Genomic DNA, 25,733 nt, shown 5'->3' with positions numbered 1-25,733 from the left:
CTTCTCCGTCAAAGGTAAAGACGATTCTTTGTTTTCTTTCCTATGATATTACTAGCCTTTTTCGTCGTCGCCTTGACCTTTGGTCGAGCCTGCTCACGCTCGGAAGTCGAAACAAGTTCCGGCTTCTCTCGCTCAATCGCAGCCTTGGCGGAAAAGGTGGGTGAAGTGTTTGTCGTAAAGGGCTGAGAGACCTTTGCGGTTGTCGATGGACTCGCCTACCACAAGCATGGTGGTAAGGGTGAGGTGGTTGTCGTGGACAATCTTCGCTAAGTCTTTGAGCTTGCCTCGATAGATTTTCTGGTCGGGCCATGTGAGATGGTAGCAGGCTGCCACGGGGGTGTCTTCAGGGTACTCCTGAAGCAGTTCGCGCTGCACATCATCCACGATAGCAGCAGAGAGGAAGATGCACATCGTACTCTGACTGCGGGCCAACAGATGCAGTTGCTCTTTCTCAGGCATGGGAGTACGGCCTTCGCCACGAGTGAGGATAATGGTCTGGCAGCGCTCAGGAATGGTAAACTGACTCTGTAACTCGGCTGCAGCAGCGAGGAACGAGGAGATGCCGGGGGTGATGTGGTACGACATACGATGAATATCGAAGAACGCCATCTGTTCCTGAATAGCTCCGAAGATACAGGGATCGCCCGTGTGCAGGCGAACGATGAAGTGACCTTTGTCGTAGTGCTCTTTCATCAGTGCACATTGTTCTTCGAGATTCATATCTGCTGAGGAGCGTACGACGGCTCCAGGCTTATGACACTTTGTGAGGGCCTTGGGCACCAACGAGCCTGCATATAATATAAGGTCAGCCTTCTCAAGCATTTTCCTTCCTCTGACGCTTATCAGATCAGGATCGCCAGGTCCGGCACCGACAATTTCTATATGTCCCTGTTTCTTCCTCAGATGCTGACGATTGATGGCGAGGGCGGCTGTCCAGTTTTTGCCTTTTATCTTTGGTATTATCAGCTCACCATGCTCAGATCCAAGTATGGCTGCTGCCTCACAAACGCTTGGCGTTCCTACGTGCTTGGCGACTGTGTCACTGGGATTCGGAACTTCAACAGTCGCTAATTCTTCTGCGCTAAAGAATACAACCTCTTTGTTATATCTTTTTAGCATGTTTACGAATGGCTCGTTGGCTTTTACGTCGATGGTACAGTACTTATAGGCGCATGGCTGCATACCGTAATCTGTGAAAGCCTCGTTTATCTCGTCGTAGATGTCTTTGAAATTCTCTGGTTCATGGGCGAGTCCGAATCCGATTGTTCCCACCATAGGCACGAAATGTAGTCCGAGCATGGCGTCAGGTACATTCCTGACATAGGGCGATACGATGATTATCAGTTTGTATTTTCTGGAATCGCTTTCATTGATATCATTGATAAGAGTTACATGGCTGGGTAATGTCTGCTCCAAATAGTCTGTACCCCCATCGCGAGCCTCGAGCAATAAGGCTGTGGGCTGACGATTTATGAAAGCATAGATACAATCCTGCAGATTGTTGATATCGCTAGATAGGCACCAACCGAATCGTCGTTCAAGGGTGTCGAGTGCCCAAAGTCCTGCGTTATCGCTTTGGGTGGTTATAACCTCGTGAGCCCCCAGACAAGCAGCAATCTCACGTGTCAGTTCGTTGGCTCCTCCTATGTGTCCGCTCAGCACGGAGATTGCGTTTTTTCCTAAGCTGTCTATACAGATCACGGCTGGGTCGGTGTGCTTGTCGTTGACATAGGGCGCAATGGTTCTGACACAGATGCCCATAGCCCCGATAAATACGAAAGCGTCGAAAGCATTCCATTCTTTGCCTATGTCTGTTCGCAGAATGGCTCTTGCTTCTAATTCCCGTTGTAAAGTCAAGGCAATTTCCCTACCAGCTTCACTGATCTGTATGACTGCAATTCTCATCTTACCCTTTTACTTTTTTACCTTTTTACCTTTCTTGTGGTGTGATTATTCTGTAGTTTCCGCTCAGGTGCATGAAGGCAAAGAGGCGGAGCAGACCATCGTAGTAAGCGTCGAAATAACCATCTTCAAATGGCACATGCTTTGCATTCCAAAGCGCATCGACAAACTCCTTACTCTTATCGTGGCTGCACATCATAGAGGCTGCGGCGGTGGTGGCTACCAGTCCTATACTGTGGCGCAACTTTCGGAATCCTCCAGCTTGTAGAATTTCGTCGCCTTCAGGAATGGTGCCGTCTGTACGATACTGGTCGAAGAAGGTGTCAACACCTTGTGAGTAGAAAAAGTTCTGTATCTTTTCGCCATACTGACGCTGCCATTCTCCATCGGCACAACTCCACTCGTAATCGAGCGTGATGTTCATAGGAACTCGCCAGGAGTCGTAGCGGAAGTTATTACTACCATTGCGACGAGGCTTTTCACCTGGCTTAGGCTGAGGCATGCCAGGGAAGCGAGGCATCTGCATCTCGCTGCCGTCGTATTGACTCATGTCTGCGTTCAGGCCAGTCTTGTCATTGATGGCTTTATGCAGGTATTCACGACTCTTGGAGGCACACGTTTTCCAGTAGTCCGAGCGCCCGTCGTCAGCCCATTTAGCCCATACCTCATAGAAGGCGGGGATATGATAGCTGGGATCGGTGAAACGCTGTCCGAAGCCATCGGGGGTGAAGGTGATCAGCTGAGTCTCAGGATCTATCAAGTACATCTTCTGAGGGCCTGTCTGCTGAGGACCGAAGCCGGGAAATCCACCCTGACGTGGTTCTGGCGTATATTCCTTGGGCTGGATGCAGTCGAGGATATGCTGGGCCTCTGCCTTGTAGTTGATGCCTGTATCATTGCCCCAACGGTTTGAGGCAAAAATGAGCGAGGTAATGAAATAGAGCTCACCATCAGAGGCTGCTCCCTCGGCATTGCGGGTGCCGTCGGTCTTACAGCTCCATGCAAAGTAACCCTTGCGACTGCCGTCGTGATGCTGCATGTATTTCTTGCTCCAGCGCCACAGACGGTCGAATATGTCTTTTTCACCAAACTGTACGGCTATCATCATGCCATACGACATGCCCTCAGTGCGGGCATCGTGGTTCTTTACGTCGGATACATAGCCCATGGTGTCGCCAACTTCGAAGTACACCTTGTCGGGACCGCGGAACACATCGTTAAATACCTCTTTTAGTTTTGTGTCTACATCGGCCTGTTTGTAGCCCATCTCTACGAAAAGGTTACGATACTGGCCTGTTTCAAATGCCCCTTTCTTCCAGGGATTGAGAGCCATCGCTTGGATGGTCAGCATCAATAGTGACGCCATCATGATTGATTTCTTCATTTTTGAATAGTTGATTTTAATATTATTATCTGGTTGTAGTCGTTGAGTTGTATGCGTAAGGGCGGCTCTTGTCTCAGTCCAAATGCCTGACAAGCTTCATCCCATAGCTGGTGGCTATCTGTGGTTACCTTTGGCGAAGTGACGCTGTTCATTACTATCACACCATCATCTGTCAGCATAGTGAGTATCTTTTGTATAATCATCTTCAGACGTCCGCCATGACCGCCTATAAATACGGCATCGGGGCGGGGTAAGACTGTTATATCGGTCTCAAGGAAGTCGCCCATGTGGATATTGATTCCTGGCGCGCCCAGTTTCCTGACGTTGCTCTGCATGATAGCCTCGCACTCAGGACGAATCTCAAAAGCCTCTATCTGGAGATGTGGAAACTGCAACCTGGCTTCTATCGACACACTGCCCGTGCAGAATCCGATGTCCCAGAATACACGTTTCTGGGGTAGCTCCAAAGCCTGTAGGGTTAACAATCGGATAGGCATCTTGGTAATCATTTTCTCACGTCCGTCGAGTAAGGTAAAATCCTTGTCTGGGATTCCGAAATGGCGTGTTGCCTGTTTCGTCTGTACCAATATCAGACAATTCGGATGTTCAAACTCGGCAAGTGCGGCTTCTTCGAGTGTCAATGTTGATACGCACTCTCGTTCAGGATTCCCCAAATGCACGCCTACATACATTTTGTAGTTATTATAGCCATATTCCAACATCCTCTGGGCGATGGTGGCGGGCGTATGTTCGCGATCGGTCAGCACACCTATTTTCTTAACCTTCTCAATGAGTGCTTTATCGAACTCGGGCCAGGGACGCCCTGTGAGTGATACGATACGCATGTCGTGGTAAGGCATTATCAGGCGATGGGCCAGCATCTGCAGCGAGTTGAAAGTTGGGTAGACAACGAGTTCTGCTTCGGGCATTTTTCGCTGGATAGTGTTGGCAAAGCCGAAAAACAGCGGGTCGCCACTGGCGAAGACGATGATGGAAAGTGTTGCTCCAACCTCCTTCTCCGCAAGAATTGTTTCTCTTTTCTCGTATTGCTCGAACACTGCATCGAGTGGTGCCGTGATGTCTATCCATTCCGCCCTTTCTGGCAACAGATGGGCTATGAGCTCGTGATGGCGTTTGCCTCCAGAGAATACCTTCCCTTGTTTTATGATTCCGATAACCTCAGAATCCAATTGAGGCTCTCGTTCATCTGATAATCCAACGACAATAAACTTCATCACGAATTAGGTTCTTATTTCTCTGCAAAGGTACGAAATAAAAATGAGACCGCCAAATAAATCTCTTGTAATATACATATACTATTCGCAATTATTGAAGAGAGAAAAAGGTTCGGAGAAAAGTGGGGGATTGCTTCGGGGAAAGTCTGGCTTTGCTCCGAGGAAAGTCAGAGTGACTGGATTTGCAGAGAAAAGGGCGCTTTAAAGAGCGCCCTTCGGATTTTGATATATCTTATTATATTGTGTTATTCTTTCTTTGTAGAAACGAAGACAAAGGGAACACCCTCCTTGAGGTATGCCGTCTGGTTGCCATCGAGGAAGATGGCGCCTTCGATAATCTGCATGCTCATCACCTTCTTGGTGAGGTCGTAAGAACCGAATGAACTGTAGTTGTTGACAAAGAAGGCCACCTGAACCTTATGGTCCTTACCACCGTAGTTGAGGTTGTAGGCAGGCGTCTTGGGGTTGACGAGGAACTGAACGGGCGATGTCTTGACAAAGTCGATATAGCAGGTAATCGTCTGGTCTTCTGCAGTTTTTAAAGCTGCTTTCAGTGTGGTGTCGGTTACGTTCTCAGCCAGTAGTTTGGTGGGGAATTTCTCGATGGTCATGATGCTGTCGCTCACGATGCTCCACTTTACGTCTACGGTGTCAGTCACATCTTTCACGTTCTTGTCGTTCTTTGCAGCATAGATCAGGTGGCCAGTGTAGTTACCTTTGACAGCCATCAGGCACTGTGCCTTTTCTTCTTGAGTGAGGGCGTGAGAACTGTCATCGTCGGAACATGCTGTGAATGACAAGGTTGTCATACAACAGAGTGCAGCAAATGCTAATTTCATTGTTTTCATTTTCTTTTGACTTTTTGTTTTGAATTATTTGTTTATGTTTGATGTACATCGCCCCTATAAATCAGGAATTGCAGAAAACTTGCACATCGAGAGGTTAATGATTGTTAAGCGGCGGAAGCATCCTTGAAGGCTCCACCTATTAAGATAGTTTAACGAAAGTTTTTCTGTTTTCCGTGCAAGTTTTCCGACTTTTGCGATTTATAAGGGCAAGTTGAACAAATAAAAATGCAGAAATGAAGATGAAAAAGAAAAAACTACTCTTGGCCGTTCTGGGACTGATGGTCTCATCGATGGCTTTTCAGGCTTGTTCCCTCGACGATGATAACGACTACGACATGGCATATCCCAGTGCGCTTGTAACGGTAAAGCCCAACGCCGACAACTCGCAGTTCTATATGCAGCTCGACGATAGCACTACGCTGATTCCGACAAATCTCAAGGCTTCACCATTCGGTAAGAAGGAAGTGAGGGCGCTGGTGAACTACTATCGCTCAAATGAAGACGCAGGTCACTATAGTCATGCGGTTTATGTGAATTGGATAGATTCGATTCTGACCAAAACGCTGGCCCCTTGTTACGACGAGGAGGAAAACAAAGCTAAATATGGCGACGATGCCTTGGAGATTGTGGACGACTGGGTGACGGTGGCTGAGGATGGCTATCTGACGCTGCGATTCCGTACTCGATGGGGTGGTGGCTCGCATGTCATCAACCTTGTAAAGCGTGTGGATATAAACACTCCCAATTATTTTGCGCTTTATCATAATGCAAAAGGCGATAAGGATGGGAGAATCGGTGACGCACTTGTTGCTTTTAGATTGCCTGAGGATATGGTTGCAAACAATCATGAGATAGAACTGACACTCGAGTGGAAGTCATATTCAGGCAAGAAGACTGCTAAGTTCAAAATGCGCCCCAGACAGCCTGCCACTATTGCAACAGAACGCTTTAATGCAGCGAATATATATATAGAATAGGAGAAGGAGGTAACGGATAAGTGCATTTTTTCATAGGCAATAAAGAGGAACGCTTAGCAAAGCGCCTTCAGGGTGGTGAAAAAGACGCCCTGAAGGACTTTTATTCGCTCTATGCTGAATATCTCACTGCTGTCTGTGCCCGTTATGTAACTGATGAGGAGGACCTGAAGGATGTGTTTCAGGATGCTCTCGTGCAGATACTATCCCATATCAGAGAATTCAACTATCGTGGGGCGGGATCGCTTCAAGCCTGGGTGTCGAGAATAGCGGTAAACCAATCGCTCAAATACCTGAAGGAACGCCATCAGAAGGAGTTGGCACGACTCTCGTGGGATGTGCCTGACGAGGAAGAAAACGACGACCCGCCCATCAGTGACATACCGCCAGAGGTGCTTCAGGAAATGATCAGGCAACTGCCTACGGGCTATAGAACGGTATTCAACCTCTATGTGTTTGAGAACAAAAGTCATCAGGAAATAGCTCAGATCTTAGGTATCAGCACCAACACCTCGTGTTCTCAGTTCAGCAGGGCCAAAAACCTGTTAGTAAAAAAGATTACAGCGTATAACAACTCAAAACAGCAACCGCGATGAAAGAACAAACAAAAAAGGAAATACAGCAGAAGTTGGCCGACTACAGACAGCCAGCTCCTGAGGTGTCGTGGGCTGAACTTGAGAAAGCCTTAGCGGCTAATAGGAAGGCAAAGGCTGTTGTAATGTGGCCCAAGCGACTAGCTGCGGCAGCAGTCGTATTGCTGATGGTGGGCTTTGGATGGCACTTGTTTAAGACGGAGTCCACCCGTGAATTGTCTCAGACGGCAAAGGTGGAAACGACGATACCTATGATACAGAAGTCTGTTCAAAATCCTACAGACCAACAGACGTCAGATAAAACGGTGGTTGAAAAGCTTATAACCTCGGTAAAGACCAGAATGGCGGCAGTGGCTGTAGAGTCGCAAACGGATGGAAATATGCCTATAACGGCGCAAGAAACGTATGGGGAACCTGCTACGGTAGAAAAGCAGGAACCTGTTGCTGACGAGACTTCTGCTCATAATGGTGAGCCAACAAAGGTTGAGAAGCCCAAGTTGGAACCTCAGCGTAGTATCTTCTCGAAAGATTTTCGCCAACCGAATCGTTCGTATGAACATCGCTTGACGGCTCAGGTATATATGTCTAATTCAATGTCGGGTAGTATTAGCGCTAATGCCATAACTCCACAGATGCGGGCTGCAAATACATATGGTACTAATGAGAAAGAATTTGAAGAGGTCTATGGGGTGCTTCTGGAGCAACAAACGGCTATTGACGAGCATATAGACCACCATCAGCCTGTCAGGTTTGGCGTGTCTGTGCGCTATCAACTCAGCAATCGCTGGAGCGTAGAGAGCGGACTGATGTATAGTTATCTCTCGTCAGACATCACTCGCAAAACCAATGGTTATAGCTACGACATCAATCAAAAGCTCTCGTATGTGGGTGTGCCTGTGGGGGTGAACTATCAGCTGCTCAGTAGCAAGCGTCTGGGTGTTTATGCCTCTGCTGGTGGTATCGTCGAGAAGATGGTGAAGGGCAGTCAGACCTCGCAAACGGTGGTAAATGGCCAAAAGGAGCCAGAGCATACTGAGGATGTGAGCATCCGTCCTCTTCAGGTATCACTTACTTGTGGCGTAGGTGTGGAGTATAAGGCAGACCGCATATTGAGCATTTATGCTGAGCCGGGGCTTACCTATCATTTTGATAACCACAGCGTTGTGCCGACATTCTATCAAGACAAACCATTAGGGTTTAATCTGAATGTGGGATTAAGGTTTAATATTGGTAAATAACAAAAATGGGACTTAAAGTTTGTGAGTCCCATTTTTTATGCTTATTTTTGCATCAGAAATAAAAACTTAGAACCAATGAAACCTGGATTCATGATAGCGGCAACCAGTAGTGGCTCAGGTAAGACGACCTTTGCCAGAGGACTAATGACGTTGCTGACAAAAAAAGGCTACAAAGTGCAGCCCTTTAAGTGTGGTCCTGATTATATCGATACGAAATTCCATGACATGGCCTGCGGGCGTAAGAGTATCAATCTTGACACTTTCATGGCCTCGAAAGCTCACGTTAAGGCACTTTATAACCATTATGGAGCCGATGCCGATATCAATGTCGTCGAGGGTATGATGGGACTATTCGATGGCTATGATCGCGATCTTGGTTCGTCAGCAGAGATTGCGAGCGTGATAGGTCTGCCTATTGTTCTGGTTGTCGACGCCAAGTCGGCAGCCTATTCTACAGCCGCCTTGCTATCTGGTTTTATGAATTTTAAGGAAGATGTCAATATTGCAGGCGTATTATTTAATAAGGTCGGCTCAGTGCGACACTATGAGATGCTGAAGCAGGTGTGTAGTGATTTAGGTACATATTGTTATGGTTATCTGCCCAATCAGTCGTCATTAGAACTGAACTCCAGATATTTGGGTCTCGACTTCTCTGAAAAAGCAGAAAGTGACACCTTGATACAATTATTAGAGGAACATGTGGATTGGAAGGCACTTTTAAAACTTGTGCCTGATTCATCTGGTGAGGATGAAACTATATATACGGATTTCTTAAAAAGAGGACGAGTTCTGATGGCTCAAAATAACGAATCATTTAGTTTCGTTTACCAAGAAAAACTTGACGGCTTTGAAAGCGTATCGACGTTTGATCCTGAAACGGAAGTGCCGCAATTAGAGAATATCGATTTGCTCTATCTGCCAGGAGGGTATCCAGAGAAACATGCTGAAGCGTTGTCACGTAATGAGGCTGCCCGTAAGGCCATCAAAGATTTTGCCGAGCATGGCGGTAAAATTGTTGCCGAGTGTGGTGGAATGATGTATTTGTGTGATAAAATATTAACAGACAGTGGCGACTATCCTATGTGTGGCGTGTTGCCATATGTGATTACATCTCGTCAGCAAGACCGCAAATTATCGCTTGGCTATCGTCAGTTTACCCTCGATGGCAAGATATATCATGGGCATGAGTTCCATTATAGCCAGTTCTTAGGCGAGATACCAAAGTCAGTGGTGCAGGTTTATAATGCAAAAGGTGAACCAGTGTCAACACCAGTGCTCAGAATCAAGAACGTGTTAGCAAGTTATACACATATTTATTAAAAAAATGAGACTCAAAGTTTGTGAGTCTCGTTTTTTTTCGTACCTTTGCCCCAAAAATGAGGCAATTTGGTGGCTGATGCCGCCTGATGTAAGGGAATCCGGTGAGAGTCCGGAACTGTACCTGCAGCTGTAATCTCCCTTTGAAAGATTTGTCTGTATAATGCCACTGAACTTAAGTTCGGGAAGGTAAGACAGATTGGGGAAAGTCAGAAGACCTGCCTGAAAATTTGATGATACGCACCTTTCAGGAGTTAGGGGTGTGGAAAGACAGAATGATGAGAATAATATTAGCTGTTAGCTTCTGGCTATTGGCCATTGGGGTGTATGCTCAGACAGACATCTGGCGCCAGGACAGCGTACAGGAAGTGGTGGTGACGGGTACTGGTACACAGCACCTGTTAAAAGACGCACCCGTACAAACAGAGGTGATCAGCCATCGTCAGCTTCAACAATATGCGGGTCGCTCAATAGAGGATATTCTTTCGGGCCTCACGGCCTCGTTTGATTTCAGCGAGAACGATATGGGGTCGCACTTACAGATGAACGGCTTGGGAAACTCATATGTACTGATTCTGATAGATGGTCATCGACTTTATGGTGATAATGGAGGCGAGAACGATCTAGCTCTCATTGATCCGCATAACATTGAGAAGATTGAGATTGTAAAAGGCGCATCGAGTGCGCTCTATGGTAGCGATGCCATCGCGGGTGTGATAAATATCATTACGCGTAAACATCGCGAGAAAGGATTGATGTTCGAGAATACCACAAGGGTAGGGAACTATGGCGATATTCGTCAGCACGATGGCTTTGCCTTGAATTTCGGGAAACTCTCGAGTTACACAAATTTCCAGCTTCAGCACTCCGACGGATGGCAGAATACCAGTGAGGAGGCTCCCTCACAGACTGAATACCATATCACCGACTCAAGAAACAAGACGGTGAACCGTCACACCAACTGGCAGATTGCAGAGAGACTGACTTATCAGTTGACACCTCAGATAGAACTCTATGCTGATGGAAGCATTTATTGGAAGCGAATCTATCGCCCCTGTGGTCATCATCCAGGGGTTGATGTGAAGACATGGGATTTGCAGTATAACAACGCATCGGCTTCGGTAGGAGGAAAATGGAAATTACACTCGATATTCAATCGCTCGCAAGCTGAGAATGCTACAGATTATATCACTCTTGATGTAGATTGGAAGAAGCATGCCTATCACTATGCCTATACCGACACCACGCTGACGGATGGTTACGTGAATGGCCGATTTACCAACTATTTCCCATATTTCCCTGGCGACAAAGAGTTGCAGAGTGATCAGCGACTGACAAATGTACAACTGAAAGGTGTTTTTGAGTTGCCTTATGAACAGCGTCTGAGTGCAGGATTAGAGTATCGTTATGACTGGTTGAAGGCCCCCATGCGAGTGGCTGGTGGTAAGGCTACGGATAATACACAAGCCGTCTACGTGCAGGATGAACTGGAGATTCTCAACCCGCTCTATATCACAGCTGGTTTACGACTCACGCGGAATGAAGGCTTTGGTACTCGTCTCACACCCAAAGTTTCCGCTATGCTGAAACTCGGCGACCTGCGCCTTCGTACTACATGGAGCCAGGGTTACAAGACGCCGACACCCAAAGAACTGCACTATCAGTATATCAAGAATATGAACGGTGTGTATCTCTATCTGGGTAATGAAGATTTGAAGGCACAGACGTCGAACTACTTCGGAGTGAGTGCTGAATATACTGTAGGATATCTGACCCTGACCATTGCTCCCTATTATAATAAAGTGAACGATATGATTACGCTCGTCACTATTCCGACAAAAGAGGCTCCTGGTGAGTTGATTATGAAATACGACCCCATCCGTGTGCGTCAGTATCAGAATATGGAAGATGCTCAGACCTGTGGCGTTGATTTCACCATGCGTTATCAGGGACGTCATTTTACTGTTGGAGGTTCATATAGCTACCTTGATACCAAGGCCAATCAATATGACTCTGAAAATGATGTAATGAATAAAGTGACTATCGATGGAATGGCGCATCATAAAGCAAATGTCTATGCCACTTGGAATCACGACTTCTCGAAGCGCTATCAGCTTGGTATCGGACTTTACGGACGTATGTCGAGCAAACGCTACTATCAGATAGACGGCAATGGCAAGGGGTATCAGTTGTGGCGTATTTCAACCAGTCATCAGATTGGTAAACACGTGCGCATAGAAGCTGGTATGGACAATATTCTTGACTATGTAGATCGTGTGCCCCACGGATTGCATCTGGGTACTACAACGTCAGGCAGAACGATGTATGCCTCGCTTACAGTCCGTTTCAATGAAGGCAAGAAACTTACAAACAAATATAATTCAAACTTTAATTCAAACAACAATGAACAAGATTAAGTTTTTGATGCTGGCCATGATGGCTTTCGTTGCCAGCGCAACGTTCACCGCTTGTAACGATGACGACGACAACAAGACGCAGTCGAATTACGAGAAGTATCAACAGGCTGTCAACGAGACCGTAAAGACTCAGAAAAGCAGTAACAAGGTGATTCTGCTAGTAGCCTTCGGTTCTACCTGGGAGCAGGCCTACGACACCTTCGACAAAGTTGTTGAAGATTACAAAGCAAACTTCTCAGGATGGGATGTATATCTCTCCTTCTCTTCAGCCATCTGTATCAACAACGCCCGTGCCGGTGAAAATGTTGATCCTAAGGATTATTACGATCCTGAGCACTGGCTCACCGCAATCGGTCTGGCAGGCTATCAGCAGGTTGTTGTTCAGTCGTTGCAGGTCATCCCAGGCGAGGAGTACCGTCGTGTTCGCGACTCTTACGTAAAGGACTTCATGAACAACCGCAATGGCGACTTCACGGATGAGTACATGAAGAGTCTTGATTTGAATGTGGTTGTTGGAACTCCGCTGATGGCTGAGGAGAGCGATGCTCAGATTTTGGCAACTACGCTGAACAATGAAGCCGATGTGAAGGCTGCTGTGGCTCAGGGCATCGTTGCTTTTATGGGTCATGGTAATCCTGAGGGTTACGACTACTATGGTGGTAACGTGCGCTACTTGCAGCTTGAGAATTATCTGCGTGCCATCAACACCAACTATTATGTGGGCACCGTTGATATGGAGGATACATACGTAGACAATGTGCTTGAGCACGTGGCTGGTGGTAAGTTCGATATCGCAGTTGGCGATGTAACCGTTACGATGAACTATACTGCCAACGATGCCAAGAAGGCCCAGCTCTATCCGCTGATGTCAATCGCAGGTGACCATGCTCACAACGATATGGCTGATGATGAGGACGACGAGAGCTGGTATAGTATGTTTAATGCCGCTGGTATCGCTACCGAGGCTTACGAGACCAACTACACCGAGGCTTGTTGGAAGAAGTATAAGAGTGGTGAGGAGTATATCCCTGGATTGGCAGAGCGTAGTGCTGTTCGTAAATTGTGGATGAGCCACACTCGCGAGGCTATTGCCAAGTTGGGTACGGAGGCTGCACTGTCAACTCCAACAACAGCTCCAGAAGAATAATCAGACTCTCTTTTTCTGAATACACGTAATGAATAAGAAACTTTTATCTCTATTGGTGGCACTCCTTTCGGGGAGTGCCGCTTTTTCCCAAATCCACAAGATGGATCGTAAGGACTCCTCTGTGGTAGATCGTGCTTATAACCTGAACCCTGTAGTGGTGACAGGTTCTGGGCATCACCAGCGACTGAAGAGCACGGCCACGCCAGTTCATGTGCTATCGGCTCAAGAAATTAAAGAGCAAGGTATTAGCACCTTCGACGGGGCGTTGACGCGAATGATGCCTCAGGTGTCGATGGCACCCAGCAGTATGGGCTCGTTTCTGCGTCTCAACGGTCTGGGCAATAAGTATATTCTCATCCTTATCAACGGACAGAAACTGAACGGCGACATTTCGAACAATGTAGACCTGAACCGCATCAACATGGCGAGGGTGAAACGTATTGAGGTGCTTGATGGTGCGGCATCATCCCTTTATGGTAGCGATGCCATAGCTGGTGTCATCAACATCATCACCGATCAGCCTACACAAAACCTAATCTGCGTGACGAGTGACACAAGGATATCCGGACACGGACAAAAAACAGAGAACGTGACGCTTGATATCTATAAGAACGGCTTTGGCTCGTATACTTCTTTCGGGCATGATGAGGCCAACAGCTATCGCAACAATCCTTTGGAATATGTGAAAGGCTCCGACACAGAAACACAACAGTCGATAGCCCCCTTGTTTACAGGTTATCGTTCAAACACTTTCGGACAGAAATTTACCTATGCCCCCAATCAGCACCTGGCGCTGAATGCTGGGGCAGACTATTCATATAAGATGACAGACCGTCCTCAGTCGCGCAATGACATCACTGGCGGCACCGACTATGAGATGCGTTATAAGGGCTTGCGTTGGAACGTAGGAACTATTTATAAGTTTGATGCCAGAAACTCGTTGCAGGCCGATTTTACGGTCGACCGGTTCCGCTATGGCAAGGAGTACGATGTGGAGACGAATACCTATGCTGTTGGTGACTATGTGCAGTCGAAGAAACAGCGTATGATGGAAGGCAACATGAAAGCGATTCTCGGTCTTACGGAGCATTCGACAACCATCTTCGGAGCCGACTGGCGCAAGGAGTATCTTACAGCGACCTCTGGAAATGTAGACGAAAATGTCTATTCGCTGGCGGCCTATGCCCAACATGAGACAGAACTTGCTCGTGATTTGATGCTGACTCTTGGCCTGCGCTATACTCATCACGAGACATTCAACAACCATCTCACGCCTAAGGCTACGCTGATGTATGCCCCTGGTAATTTCCGTTTCCGTGCCACCTATTCGGCAGGTTTCCGTGCACCAGGACTCGACGAACTCTACTATCATTATTATTCTGTGAATCGTGGTAAACCTCAGATAAGCATCGGTAATTCCGCTCTGAAGCCTGAGCATAGCAACTACTTCTCACTCAATGCCGAGTATCGTAACGAGGTGATAGCCGTGAGCCTGACGGGCTATCTGAACCGCATCAGTGATATGGTAGTGAAGCAGAACCTGAAGGTCGACGACCTGGTGATGTCGTTTTTGAGAATGGATTTCCCCGAGATGACTGATGCCGAGGCGCAGAAACTGGAGCAGTATGCCTGCTATCAGAATAGCGACAAGGGTGATGTGAAAGGCTTGCAGGTGAATGTGTCTGCCAATTTGTTCCGAGGTTTCAACCTCTCGGCTAACTATGTCTATACTTACGCCCGTACCAAAAGTGGCGACGATTGGAGTGTGTTGGAACGTAGCATCCGCAATGCTATCACCATTGCCGCGAACTATCATCGTTCATGGCGGAAATACGGATTGAACGTCAATCTGAACGGGCGCCTCCAGTCGAAAACCTATTATACCGGAACTTATGAGGATGCTCCAGGCTTTGGTATATGGAACTTGCAGACCACTCACTCTTTCGACGTGGCAAAGTGGATTTACTTAGAACCAGCCGTCGGCGTGGATAACATCTTTGATAAGGTAGACAACAGAATAGACTCTACAACGCGTAAATACGCACTTTACTCGCCAGGCCGTATGCTGGTAGTGGGACTAAAGGTAAGGTTTAAGTAACAAAAAAAACTATGGGTAAGATTATCGTTGCAGGTATTGGTCCTGGTAGTTCTCAAGACATCACTCCCGCCGTATTGGAAGCTGTGGGAGAGGCAGATGTCATCGTGGGCTATAAGTATTACTTCCAGTTTATCATGTCTTATGTGAAAGAAGGATGTGAGTGCATCGATACGGGTATGAAGAAAGAGCGCGAGCGTGCCTTACAGGCCTTTGAATTAGCCGAACAAGGGAAGACGGTTGTGGTCATATCCTCGGGTGATGCTGGTATCTATGGCATGACGCCGCTTATCTATGAGATGCGGAGGGAACGGGGCGTGGATATCGCTGTCGAATCGCTTCCTGGTATCTCTGCCTTCCAGAAAGCGGCCTCTTTGCTTGGCGCTCCCATAGGCCATGATATGTGTATCATCTCGCTCTCCGATTTGATGACGCCTTGGGAGGTGATAGAACGCCGCATCAAGGCTGCTGCAGCGGGCGATTTTGTGACGGCGGTCTATAATCCTAAGAGTCACGGCCGCTATTGGCAACTTTACCGGTTACAGGAGATTTTCCTTCAGATGCGTAGTGCAGATACGCCTGTGGGGTATGTGCGTCAGGCGGGCAGGCCTGAACAGGAGGTGAAAATGACCACCCTCGCATTCTTCAACCCTGAGGATGTGGATATGTTTACGGTGATTCTGATAGGAAATTCGCAGTCGTATGTGTTTGACGGCAAGATGGTTACGCCACGTGGCTACTATCGCGAAGAAACGACGGATGGTACAAAGGTGGGGCAGAATATCATGATAGAATCCTTCCGTACCATTTCGAAGGAGTTGCGTAGTCAGGATTATTCCCTCGGCCACAAGTGGGCTTTGCTGCATGCTATCCACACTACAGCCGACTTTGATATGGAAAACATTCTCTATACCGATGAAGGGGCTGTGGAAACGCTGTATAATATGATCTGCAAGGGCGAATTAAAGACCATTGTGAGCGATGTGACGATGGTGACCAGCGGCATTCGTAAGGGAGCTCTCCAGCGGCTTGGTGTCGAGGCAAAATGCTATCTGTCTGACCCTCGTGTGGCTGAGATGGCTGAATCAGAAGGCATCACGCGTACGCAGGCAGGTATCCGTCTGGCTGTCGAGGAGCATCCTGATGCGCTCTTTGCCTTTGGCAATGCACCTACGGCACTGATGGAACTCTGCGAGCTGATTCGTAAAGGCAAGGCCCATCCTGCTGGCATTATCGCGGCTCCCGTTGGATTTGTACATGTACGAGAATCGAAGCACATGGTGAAGCCCTTTAAGTCTATTCCGAAAATCATAGTCGAGGGGCGTAAGGGGGGCAGCAATCTTGCTGCTACGCTCTGCAATGCCGTTATGACCTTCGATGACGCAGAACAACTTAAACCAGGGAGAGATCTATGAATCAGGGAGACAGGACATTACATGCTTTGATGTTCGTTGGAACGGGTAGCGACGTGGGCAAAAGTGTGCTGGCTGCTGCTTTCTGCAGGATATTCCGCCAGGACGGTTATTATCCTGCACCGTTTAAGGCACAGAACATGGCACTTAACTCGTTTGCCACGCCCGACGGTTTGGAGATTGGTCGTGCTCAGGCGGTACAGGCCGAGGCTGCGGGTATCGCTCCAGAAACGGATATGAACCCCCTGCTTTTGAAACCCCAGGGCGACCATACCTCACAGGTCGTGCTTCATGGTAAGCCTCTTGGCAATAAGAGCGCCTATGATTATTGGCGCCGTGGTGGCGACGGTATCGACTTCCGTCGGGAGGTCTGTGAGGCTTTCGATAGATTAAGTGCTCGCTTTAACCCTATCGTCATGGAGGGAGCGGGGAGCATTTCAGAGCTCAACCTGAAGGATGCCGATTTGGTAAACATGCCAATGGCCCGTCATGCCAACGCTGATGTGATTCTTGTGGGCGACATCGATAAGGGTGGCGTCTTTGCCTCCGTCTATGGAAGTATCGCCCTTCAGAGCGAAGAAGACCGCAAGCGAATAAAGGGTATTATCGTTAATAAGTTTCGCGGTGATATGAGGCTCTTCGATGAAGGAAAACGCATGTTGGAACAACTCTGTGGCATTCCCGTGTTAGGCATCATTCCATATTTCAAGGATATCCATATCGAGGAGGAAGACAGTGTGGCGCTGGCTCAGAAGTCATGGCAACTGGAACAGGGCAAGGTGAATGTGGCCGTTGTGATGCTGAAACACCTGTCGAACTATACCGATTTCGATGCGCTGGAGCGTGATTCAAGACTTCACCTCTTCTATACCAATAATACCGACGACATCAGCAAAGCCGATATTATTATCATCCCCGGATCTAAATCAACCCTTGACGACCTCTATGAACTGCGTCGTAACGGGTGTGCTCAGGCTATTGTAAAGGCTCGCCGCGACGGGGCAACGGTATTAGGCATTTGCGGGGGCTATCAGATGATGGGTGTAGAGGTGTGCGACCCCGACCATGTGGAGGGCGACATCGAGCGACTGCCAGGACTGGGTCTGCTCCCCGTCTCGACAACCATGAGCGGTGAGAAGCGCACCCGTCAGGTGAAGTGCGAATATGGTGTGGGCTACGAGATACATATGGGCGAGACCTGCCCCTTCGGTGATGCCAAACCAAGGCCGCTGACACATCTCGACGATGGTACGGCCGATGGTTATGTGGCCGACGACAAGTGTATGGGGACCTATCTGCATGGCATTCTCGATAACGCCCTGTTTGTCGATTATCTTCTGCGCCCTTATGGAGAGAAAATAGAACAGGGCGCCAGTCCTTCCGATTATGTGGTGTTTAAAGAACAGCAGTATAACAAACTCGCCGACCATGTGCGCTATCATGTGGATATGGAGCGTATTTACAGCATATTGAGAGATGAATAGCGTGATAGCATTGCTGGTTGGCTGGGTGCTCGACCTTATGGTAGGCGACCCCGCAAGGTTACCACACCCCATCGTATGGTTCGGGCGTCTCATCGCTTTCGGCGAGCGTCGGCTGAACCGTGGCTCCCGCCGCATGTTTAAAGGCGCCCTTATGGCCCTATTCCTGATTGCTGGAGTCTTTCTCCTTACATGGCTTCTCCGCCGACTTTTATCCTTCAGCCTTTTCACTTTCTTACCCATTCACCTTTTTTTCGATGCCGTCGTCATCTTCTATTGTCTGGCGGGCACAACGCTGATTCGCGAGGTGCGCGAGGTGTTCCGAGCCTTAGACCGCTCGTTGGAAGAGGGTAGGGCGCAGGTGGCCCGCATCGTAGGGCGCGACACGTTGCAGCTCACAGCTCAGGAGGTGCGTACCGCCGCCTTGGAGACATTGGCTGAGAACCTGAGCGACGGTGTGATAGCCCCTTTGTTCTGGTTGGCCCTGCTGGGCACACCTGGCATGCTGACTTATAAGATGGTAAACACGCTCGACTCGATGATTGGCTATCACACGGAGCGTTACAAGGACTTCGGTTGTTGGGCGGCTCATATCGACGATGTGGCCAACTATATCCCCGCCCGTCTCACGGCACTGCTGATGATTATTGGTTCATTACGGATCGCCAACTGGCGATTCGTAATGAAATACGGACGAAACCACGCCTCGCCCAATAGTGGTTATCCCGAAGCAGCTCTTGCTGGCATACTGAATTGTCGTTTCGGAGGTCCGCATTACTATTTTGGCGAAATGTTCGATAAGCCTTACATCGGTGATCATGACCGCACGCTCACTACTGCCGACATGAAAACAGCCGTCCGGGTAAACCGAACGGCTGAGGTATTGATGGTGATCATCGTGGCCGCCATCTTCTGGCTAGGCCGCTGATGATATCTACTTCCTAGCCTTATCGCCATAGGGAATAGTCCTCGTATATATCCATTAGAGGGCTATCTGCTTGGCTGTGCCGTCGTAGCTGACGGTGGTCTTTTGGCCGTCGGGGAGAACGATGGTGAACGTGCGCGACGTCAGCATGCCCGGATAGGAGCCTTGGCGGGCACCGATGGTAAGGGTGCGCTGACGGTTGTCCCAGTGGAGGGCAATGGTGGTGTATACGCCCTTCTCATAGTTATAGCCGTCGCCCTCGTCTTCATAGAGCAGAAAGTCGCCGTCGGCACCGGGATAGATTCTGAGCTCTAGGTTGTCCCATGGCTTTTCGCCCACATACTGCATCTCTGGACCCAACGGCAGGATGCTGCCGGCACGCACGAACATGGGCACGCGATTGAATGTGGTCTCGAGAGTGACGCTTTGTCCGCCCCGATAGCTCTGGCCCGTCCAGAAATCGTACCATGTGGCGCCTTTGGGCAGATATTTCGTAGCGGTCTTGGTGGCGGTGAAGTCTGCCTGAGTGGTCAACTCACCCGCAACCTCCTTGCGATCCCAGCCGGTCATGGCATCCTCGCGGATAATCTTCTCGGCTGTGTACTGAGGGTCGAGGATGGGGGCAGCGAGAATGCTGCGACCGAACATGAACTCGTCGGTCATGTCCCATACTTTCTTGTCGGCTGCAAAGTCGCTGAACAGGGGGCGCAGATAGCTGCCGTTATTCGAAGTGACCTGCCAGGCGGTGCTATATAAATAAGGTAAGAGGCGATAGCGCAGGCGTATCATCTCTTCGATAGCGTCGTAGACGGGCGAGCCTTTTTCGCCAAACTGCCATATCTCACGGGGCGCATCGGCGCCGTGGCTGCGGAACACGGGACAGAACAGCCCGTACTGCATCCAGCGTACGTAGAGCTCCTGGAACTGGGGATTCATGGGAGCAGAACCGGCCCCCCTGGTGTTGTAGGAGCCGCAGAAGAAGCCACCGATATCGGTGTTGAAGTTAGGGTTGCCCGTGAGTGAGAAACTGAGGCCTGCGGGCACCTGCTTGCGAAGCATGTCCCACGAAGAGGCTACGTCGCCGCTCCACATGTTGGAGCCGTAATGTTGCTGACCGGCAAACGACGAGCGCGTCATGATGAAAACACGCTTGCCCCGGTCGTCCTTGCGCTGAGCCTGATAGATGCCGCGTACGGTCTCCAATGGGAAGGCGTTGCGCTGAGAGCGCCATGTGCCGCCATACACCTTGTGCTGGTAGTCGCTCTCACGCGGGTTGAAGAAATCTGGGTCGGTAGAGTCCATCCACCAGGCATCGGTGCCGTAGTCGTAGAGGCGTTTCAGATGTTTCCAGTAGATGGCGCGGGCTTCGGGGCTGAAAGCGTCGTAGACCTTGACGCCCGAGGGATACTCCATCACTGGGGGCCAGATGTGGGAGATGCCGCTTTGAGGCCACGTCTCGATGGGCAGCAGCAGGCCCTTCTCGTTTAGCTCACGGAACTGCTGTGTCTGAGGACCGAAACTGGCCCAGATGGATATCATGAAGTGGGCGTGCTTCTGGTGTACGTTTTGAATCAGCTGTCTGCCGTTCTGGAAGTCCTCGGAAAGAAAGTCCATGGCGTTCCACAGATAGTTTGAACCCCAATACTGCCAGTCCTGAATGATGCCGTCGAGAGGCACTTGGAGCTCACGGTACTTATCCACGATGCCCTCAGTCTCAGCAGCTGTCTTATAGCGCTCCTTGGACTGCCAGAAACCGTAGGTCCACAACGGGAACATGGGAACGTCGCCCGAGAGGTGGCGCATCTGTGCAATTACGCCATCGGCCGAACCGCCATACATGAAATAGTAGTCGATGCCCTCGCCGGCCTCGGAGGTGAAGGTCATGCCGCTGGCGTTATCCTCGAACAGGGTAGGCGAGTAGTTCTCCCAATAAAGTCCCCAGCCCTTGATGCTCTGAAGTACGCTCTGAAAGTCTTCAAGGTTCGACTGCTCCATGCGTTTCGTCTCGCCACGGCGGTTCATCTTGCCGTTCTGGATGGTGCCGAGACCGTAGATGGCTTCATCTTTTTCGAGCGTAAAGGTCTGGCTCACCTTTGAGACGTCGCAACGTTTCTCGCGCAACAGCACCTTGCCTTTGGCGGTTGAGAATGTAATACATTTTGTGGTAGGGTCGAGTCTTACACTGAGTTCGCTACTTGATATGGTGTTGTCCTTACGTGTCACAGCCACCTCCTGTGGCTTGGCGGTGATGACCAGCGTTTTCGTTGGCTGGCCTTTAACGATGTGGACGATACTCGGCGTGAAGAATTCTATCTTGACGTCGTCTTGTGCAAATCCGACCAGCGCAGTCAGACATGCGGCTATAGCTAAGAAGCTTCTTTTCATAGAACGTTGATGTTGATAGTTTTATTAAGTTTTGATTTTTTGTCTGATACTTTCAGGGTGAGCACGCCCGCTTCCCTGGCACTGCGCACAATGATCACCAACTGGCCGTTGAAGAGTTTCATGGTGGGCTGTTTGAAAGATTCGAGGCTTGTGGCGTCACCATTGCAGACGGCTTCGAAAGTGCCTGCACCCGTTACTTCGAACATGAGCTGATTGGAAGCATCGGGGATGAGTGTACCTTTTGCATCGGTCAGCGACACGGTGATGAAAGCGAGGTCGTCGCCATCGGCATTCAGCGTTTGCCCGTTCTGCGTCCAGGTGTCAAGCCGTAAATCAGCAGGCTTACCAGCGGTCTTCATACTCTTCTCGCCAGCCGCTCTTCCTTCTGCATCATAGACCACGACCTTTACTTCGCCAGGCTCGTATTTTACGTCGTTCCAGCGCAGGCGATATCGGTCAAGACGCTCTTTAGGGTTCTTAGATATCTTGCCCTGACTTTTGCCGTTAATGAAGAGTTCTGCCGTGGGATAGTCGGTGTAGCAATACACAGGTGTCACCTTACCTCGGCGCTCCTTGCCCCATGTCCAGTGAGGCAGCAGATGGATTGTGTGCTTGTTGTTATTCCAATGCGAACGGTAGAGCCAGTAACGGTCTTTAGGTAGTCCTGCGAGGTCGCAGATGCCGAAATAACTGGAGCGCGCCGGCCAATACTCATCGTAGGGCGATGGTTCGCCAAGATAGTCGTAGCCTGTCCATACGAACTCACCGATTACCCATGGTTTCTCGTCCTGCCACACCCAGTCGTCGTCGGGCAGATTGCTCCATGAGCAGTACTCCACATCGTAGCTTGAACACTGGCCGTCGGCATTCTCAATGGCCTTGGGATCGTATCCTGGCGCCCAAGAGGCATAGCGCGAATTGTCGTCGGGCACCACGGGAAACTTATATACGCCGCGCGATGACACTGTTGAGGCCGTCTCAGAACCAAGCAGGAATCCCTGAGGCAGTTGTCCGATGCTTTTCTGATATTTGTGCACGCGATAGTTGAATCCCGGCACATCCATCACCTTGGCAACACCACTTTCAATAGATGCTTCGGCGTGGTCAAGACCTTGCGTCACAGGTCGGGTGGGGTCGAGTTCATGACAGAGTTTCTGCAGGCTTTCTGCAATCTCCTTACCCGCTTCGCTGCCCTGTTCAGGAATCTCGTTGCCTATCGACCACATTACGATGCTGGGGTGGTTGCGGTTGGCAAGAATCAGGTTCTCGATGTCCTTGTTGCTCCACTCCTTGAAGAAACGGGCATAGCCGTTCTTGCACTTAGGATAGACCCACATGTCGAAACTCTCGGCCATTACCATCATGCCTAGCGAGTCGCAGACGTCCATCTGCATCTGTGAGGGCATGTTGTGCGATGTGCGGATGGCGTCGCATCCCATCGCCTTCATCGTCTTGATCTGGCGAATGAGGGCTGCTTTATTAACCGCAGCGCCTAAAGGACCGAGGTCGTGATGCAGACAAACACCCTTGATTTTTCTGGTCACGCCGTTCAGCTGGAAACCGCCTTCCTTCGATACCTGAATGGTGCGGATGCCGAACTTCTGTGTGGTGGTGTCCAGTAGCTGTCCGCACTGCATGTAGTTGATGCGGGCGGTATATAGGTAAGGTGTCTCTGGCGTCCATAATTGAGGGCTCTTAATGCTGAAGGTCATATCTGCCGTACCCTCGCAGTTCACGTTGTCGTTACTCTCAAGTGCTACTAGCTGTCCCTCAGCATCCAATATCTCTACTACAAAACTCAGTCCGCCGTCTAGCGCATTGCCTGTGCCTACGGTTACTGCCAGCTCTGCCTCATTTGCTGCCAACTTTGTGGTGCGGATAAAGGTTTTCCAGGGGTCAATCCAACTGCTCCCTGTCAGTATCAGTTTTACAGGACGGTAGATGCCTGCGCCGGGATACCAGCGACTGCTTTCTTCGACGTTCTGTAAATCTACCTCAAGTTGGTTGTCGCCTGCTTGCATAAATGGTGTTATATCAACGCGGAAAGTATTATAGCCGTATGCCCAATGGCCAGCCAGAATGCCGTTAAACCATACTGTTGGCTCAGACATTGCACCGTCGAACACCAGTTCTGCATGCTTGCAGTTCTCTGGAATAGTGATGGTGCGCTGATAGTAGCCTTTCCCAATCCAAGGCAGGGCACCCGATCTGCCACTTTTTTCAGTAGCTTCAGTTTCGCCATTCTGCTCGATAGCAACTACTTGCAGGTCCCACTTCTTGTCGAAAGGTCCTGCAATGGCCCAATCGTGCGGTATGCTAATGGTTTGCCATGTCTGTTTATCGTGTGAAAAACGCCATCCGTTGCTTAATGTCGTCTCATATCGCTGCTGGGCGGAAGCTGTAGTTGCAGCAGCCGTCATAAGCAACGCCAGTAGTAGTTCTTTCATAACAAATTGTAATTAGTTTTTAATATTTTGCTGCAAATTTACGAAAAAATAGTGAAATAGTTGGCTGTTTGACATATTTAATGTATTTTTGCACCTAAATTTTCGGAAACAAATACTTATTTTATATATGAAGCATCAGTTAAGAAGTGCGGTATGCACAGAAGGCAGAAGAATGGCAGGAGCCCGCGCTCTCTGGGTGGCTACGGGCATGAAGCATGAGCAGTTTGGCAAACCTATCATTGCCATCGTGAACTCGTTTACCCAGTTCGTGCCCGGTCATACACATCTTCACGAGATCGGTCAGATTGTACGCGAGGAAATCGAAAAGATGGGCTGCTATGCTGCCGAATTCAATACGATTGCTATCGACGATGGTATTGCTATGGGGCATGATGGTATGTTATACTCGTTACCCAGCCGTGATATTATAGCCGACTCTGTCGAATATATGGTCAATGCTCACAAGGCCGACGCCATGATCTGCATTTCTAACTGCGATAAAGTGACACCTGGTATGCTGATGGCTTCTATGCGTTTGAACATCCCTACAGTCTTCTGTAGTGGCGGCCCCATGGAGGCAGGTAAGTGGCGCGGCGAGAATGCCGACCTGATTACGGCCATGGTTAAAGGTGCCGATCCTAGTGTGACCGACGAGGAGATTAAAGAGATTGAACAGTGTGCATGTCCTGGCTGTGGTAGTTGCTCGGGTATGTTTACAGCCAACTCGATGAACTCGCTTACTGAGGCTATAGGTTTGTCGCTGCCTGGTAATGGTACCATCTTAGCTACCCATACTAACCGTATCGAACTGTTTAAGGCTGCTGCCCGTCAGGTCGTTAAAAATGCCTTTGCTTACTACGAGGATGGCGACGAGAGCGTATTGCCGCGAAACATTGCTACCCGCAAGGCCTTTATGAATGCGATGGCACTGGATATTGCTATGGGTGGAAGTACCAACACAGTACTGCACTTGCTGGCTGTAGCTCAAGAGGCAGGTGCAGACTTTACCATGAAGGATATTGATGCCTTGAGTCGTAAGGTGCCCTGTCTGTGTAAACTGGCTCCTAACACTCAGAAATATAGTGTTCAGGAGTGCGGTCGTGCTGGTGGCATTCTTGGTATTCTGAACGAACTGAATAAGGGTGGCTTGATTGATGGCAGTGCTCCTCGTGTTGACGGACTGACACTCAACGAGGCCATGCAGAAATATAGTATAGTAGATGGTGCTGTAGATGCCGAAGCTAATCGCATCTATCAAACGGCACCAGGTAACCGCTTCTCAACCAAAATGGGGTCGCAGAGTGAAGAGTGGGGAACACTCGATACTGATCGTGCTAATGGCTGTATACGTGACCTTGAACATGCATATACCAAGGATGGTGGATTAGCCGTGCTCTTTGGTAACATTGCTCAGGATGGTTGTGTGGTTAAAACGGCAGGTGTCGATGTGGCTCTATGGCATTTTGAGGGCCCTGCTGTTGTTTTCGACTCTCAGGAGGATGCTTGTGAGGGAATCCTTGGTGGCAAAGTGAAGAGTGGCGATTGCGTGGTTATTACCCATGAGGGGCCTAAGGGCGGTCCTGGTATGCAGGAGATGCTCTATCCTACCAGCTATATCAAGAGTATGCACCTCGGCAAAGAATGTGCGCTGATTACTGATGGTCGCTTCTCGGGTGGTACCAGTGGATTGAGTATCGGACATATCTCACCAGAAGCAGCCAATGGTGGAAGTATCGGTAAGATTAAAGACGGCGACATCATTGTGATTGATATCCCTTCGCGCTCTATTAGTGTGAAACTGTCAGATGAAGAACTTTCAGCTCGTCCACAGCAGCCGCTGAAACGCAATCGCATCGTTTCGAAGGCACTTCGTGCTTATGCTCAAAGTGTTAGCAGCGCAGATAAGGGCGGTGTTAGAATAATAGATTAAAGA

Annotated in this window: 17 protein-coding genes and 1 riboswitch; of the genes, 11 read left to right on the top strand and 6 right to left on the bottom strand. The window is 49.3% G+C overall.

What is annotated here, in order from left to right; all coding sequences use genetic code 11:
* Positions 1–132: 132 nt before the first annotated feature.
* From cobM to T325_RS05415, 4 genes are all read right to left on the bottom strand, one after another.
* Positions 133–1,905, bottom strand: a complete 1,773-nt coding sequence (gene cobM, locus T325_RS05430; RefSeq protein ID WP_036911161.1) for a precorrin-4 C(11)-methyltransferase — start codon at positions 1,903–1,905, stop codon at positions 133–135.
* 25 nt (positions 1,906–1,930) lie between these two features.
* Positions 1,931–3,235 (bottom strand): glycosyl hydrolase family 8, encoded by a 1,305-nt coding sequence (locus tag T325_RS05425; RefSeq protein WP_369794036.1) that lies wholly within the window; start codon positions 3,233–3,235, stop codon positions 1,931–1,933.
* A 47-nt stretch (positions 3,236–3,282) separates the two neighbouring features.
* On the bottom strand, positions 3,283–4,521 hold the full coding sequence (locus T325_RS05420; RefSeq protein ID WP_036911158.1) for a bifunctional cobalt-precorrin-7 (C(5))-methyltransferase/cobalt-precorrin-6B (C(15))-methyltransferase: 1,239 nt from the start codon (positions 4,519–4,521) through the stop codon (positions 3,283–3,285).
* A 245-nt stretch (positions 4,522–4,766) separates the two neighbouring features.
* Positions 4,767–5,369 (bottom strand): DUF4840 domain-containing protein, encoded by a 603-nt coding sequence (locus T325_RS05415; RefSeq protein WP_036911156.1) that lies wholly within the window; start codon positions 5,367–5,369, stop codon positions 4,767–4,769.
* A gap of 239 nt (positions 5,370–5,608) precedes the next feature.
* Here T325_RS05415 and T325_RS05410 point away from each other — a divergent pair, with 239 nt between their 5' ends.
* The 10 genes from T325_RS05410 (at position 5,609) to cbiB (ending at position 18,971) form a co-directional block, all read left to right on the top strand.
* Entirely contained in the window at positions 5,609–6,346 is a 738-nt protein-coding gene (locus T325_RS05410) for a NigD1/NigD2 family lipoprotein (RefSeq protein ID WP_051949728.1), read from the top strand.
* 20 nt (positions 6,347–6,366) lie between these two features.
* Positions 6,367–6,939: an RNA polymerase sigma factor gene (locus tag T325_RS05405; protein ID WP_036911154.1), complete on the top strand. Its 573-nt coding sequence runs from the start codon at positions 6,367–6,369 to the stop codon at positions 6,937–6,939.
* Positions 6,936–8,174: a porin family protein gene (locus T325_RS05400; protein WP_036911152.1), complete on the top strand. Its 1,239-nt coding sequence runs from the start codon at positions 6,936–6,938 to the stop codon at positions 8,172–8,174. Before T325_RS05405 ends, T325_RS05400 begins: the two co-directional genes overlap by 4 nt.
* A 75-nt stretch (positions 8,175–8,249) precedes the next feature.
* On the top strand, positions 8,250–9,494 hold the full coding sequence (locus T325_RS05395) for a cobyrinate a,c-diamide synthase (protein WP_036911150.1): 1,245 nt from the start codon (positions 8,250–8,252) through the stop codon (positions 9,492–9,494).
* Positions 9,495–9,544: 50 nt separating this feature from the next.
* Positions 9,545–9,732: riboswitch (cobalamin riboswitch) on the top strand.
* A 34-nt stretch (positions 9,733–9,766) separates the two neighbouring features.
* Positions 9,767–11,908, top strand: a complete 2,142-nt coding sequence (locus T325_RS05390) for a TonB-dependent receptor plug domain-containing protein (protein WP_231622191.1) — start codon at positions 9,767–9,769, stop codon at positions 11,906–11,908.
* Entirely contained in the window at positions 11,895–13,055 is a 1,161-nt protein-coding gene (locus T325_RS05385; protein WP_051949723.1) for a sirohydrochlorin cobaltochelatase, read from the top strand. The genes T325_RS05390 and T325_RS05385 overlap by 14 nt, the downstream gene beginning before the upstream one ends.
* Positions 13,056–13,083: 28 nt before the next feature.
* A complete protein-coding gene (locus T325_RS05380) occupies positions 13,084–15,153 on the top strand; it encodes a TonB-dependent receptor plug domain-containing protein (protein WP_036911148.1) in 2,070 nt (689 codons plus the stop codon).
* Between the two features lie 11 nt (positions 15,154–15,164).
* A complete protein-coding gene (gene cobJ, locus T325_RS05375) occupies positions 15,165–16,565 on the top strand; it encodes a precorrin-3B C(17)-methyltransferase (RefSeq protein WP_036911146.1) in 1,401 nt (466 codons plus the stop codon).
* Entirely contained in the window at positions 16,562–18,046 is a 1,485-nt protein-coding gene (locus T325_RS05370) for a cobyric acid synthase (protein ID WP_036911144.1), read from the top strand. The genes cobJ and T325_RS05370 overlap by 4 nt, the downstream gene beginning before the upstream one ends.
* Positions 18,039–18,971 (top strand): adenosylcobinamide-phosphate synthase CbiB, encoded by a 933-nt coding sequence (gene cbiB, locus T325_RS05365; RefSeq protein WP_036911142.1) that lies wholly within the window; start codon positions 18,039–18,041, stop codon positions 18,969–18,971. The genes T325_RS05370 and cbiB overlap by 8 nt, the downstream gene beginning before the upstream one ends.
* Positions 18,972–19,025: 54 nt before the next feature.
* On the opposite strand, the gene T325_RS05360 is transcribed toward cbiB, so the two are convergent.
* Complete coding sequence (locus T325_RS05360) at positions 19,026–21,353, bottom strand: glycoside hydrolase family 31 protein (protein ID WP_036911140.1); 2,328 nt, start codon at positions 21,351–21,353, stop codon at positions 19,026–19,028.
* Complete coding sequence (locus T325_RS05355; protein WP_036911138.1) at positions 21,350–23,800, bottom strand: glycoside hydrolase family 2 TIM barrel-domain containing protein; 2,451 nt, start codon at positions 23,798–23,800, stop codon at positions 21,350–21,352. Before T325_RS05355 ends, T325_RS05360 begins: the two co-directional genes overlap by 4 nt.
* 127 nt (positions 23,801–23,927) lie before the next feature.
* On the opposite strand from T325_RS05355, the gene ilvD reads away from it, so the two are divergent.
* Complete coding sequence (gene ilvD / locus T325_RS05350; RefSeq protein ID WP_036911136.1) at positions 23,928–25,730, top strand: dihydroxy-acid dehydratase; 1,803 nt, start codon at positions 23,928–23,930, stop codon at positions 25,728–25,730.
* The last annotated feature ends 3 nt before the right edge of the window (positions 25,731–25,733 follow it).

Source organism: Prevotella sp. FD3004, from assembly GCF_000746155.1.
Taxonomy (GTDB): domain Bacteria; phylum Bacteroidota; class Bacteroidia; order Bacteroidales; family Bacteroidaceae; genus Prevotella.
The sequence above is the reverse complement of the archived record's forward strand: the minus strand, read 5'-3'. Positions and strand labels throughout refer to the sequence as shown.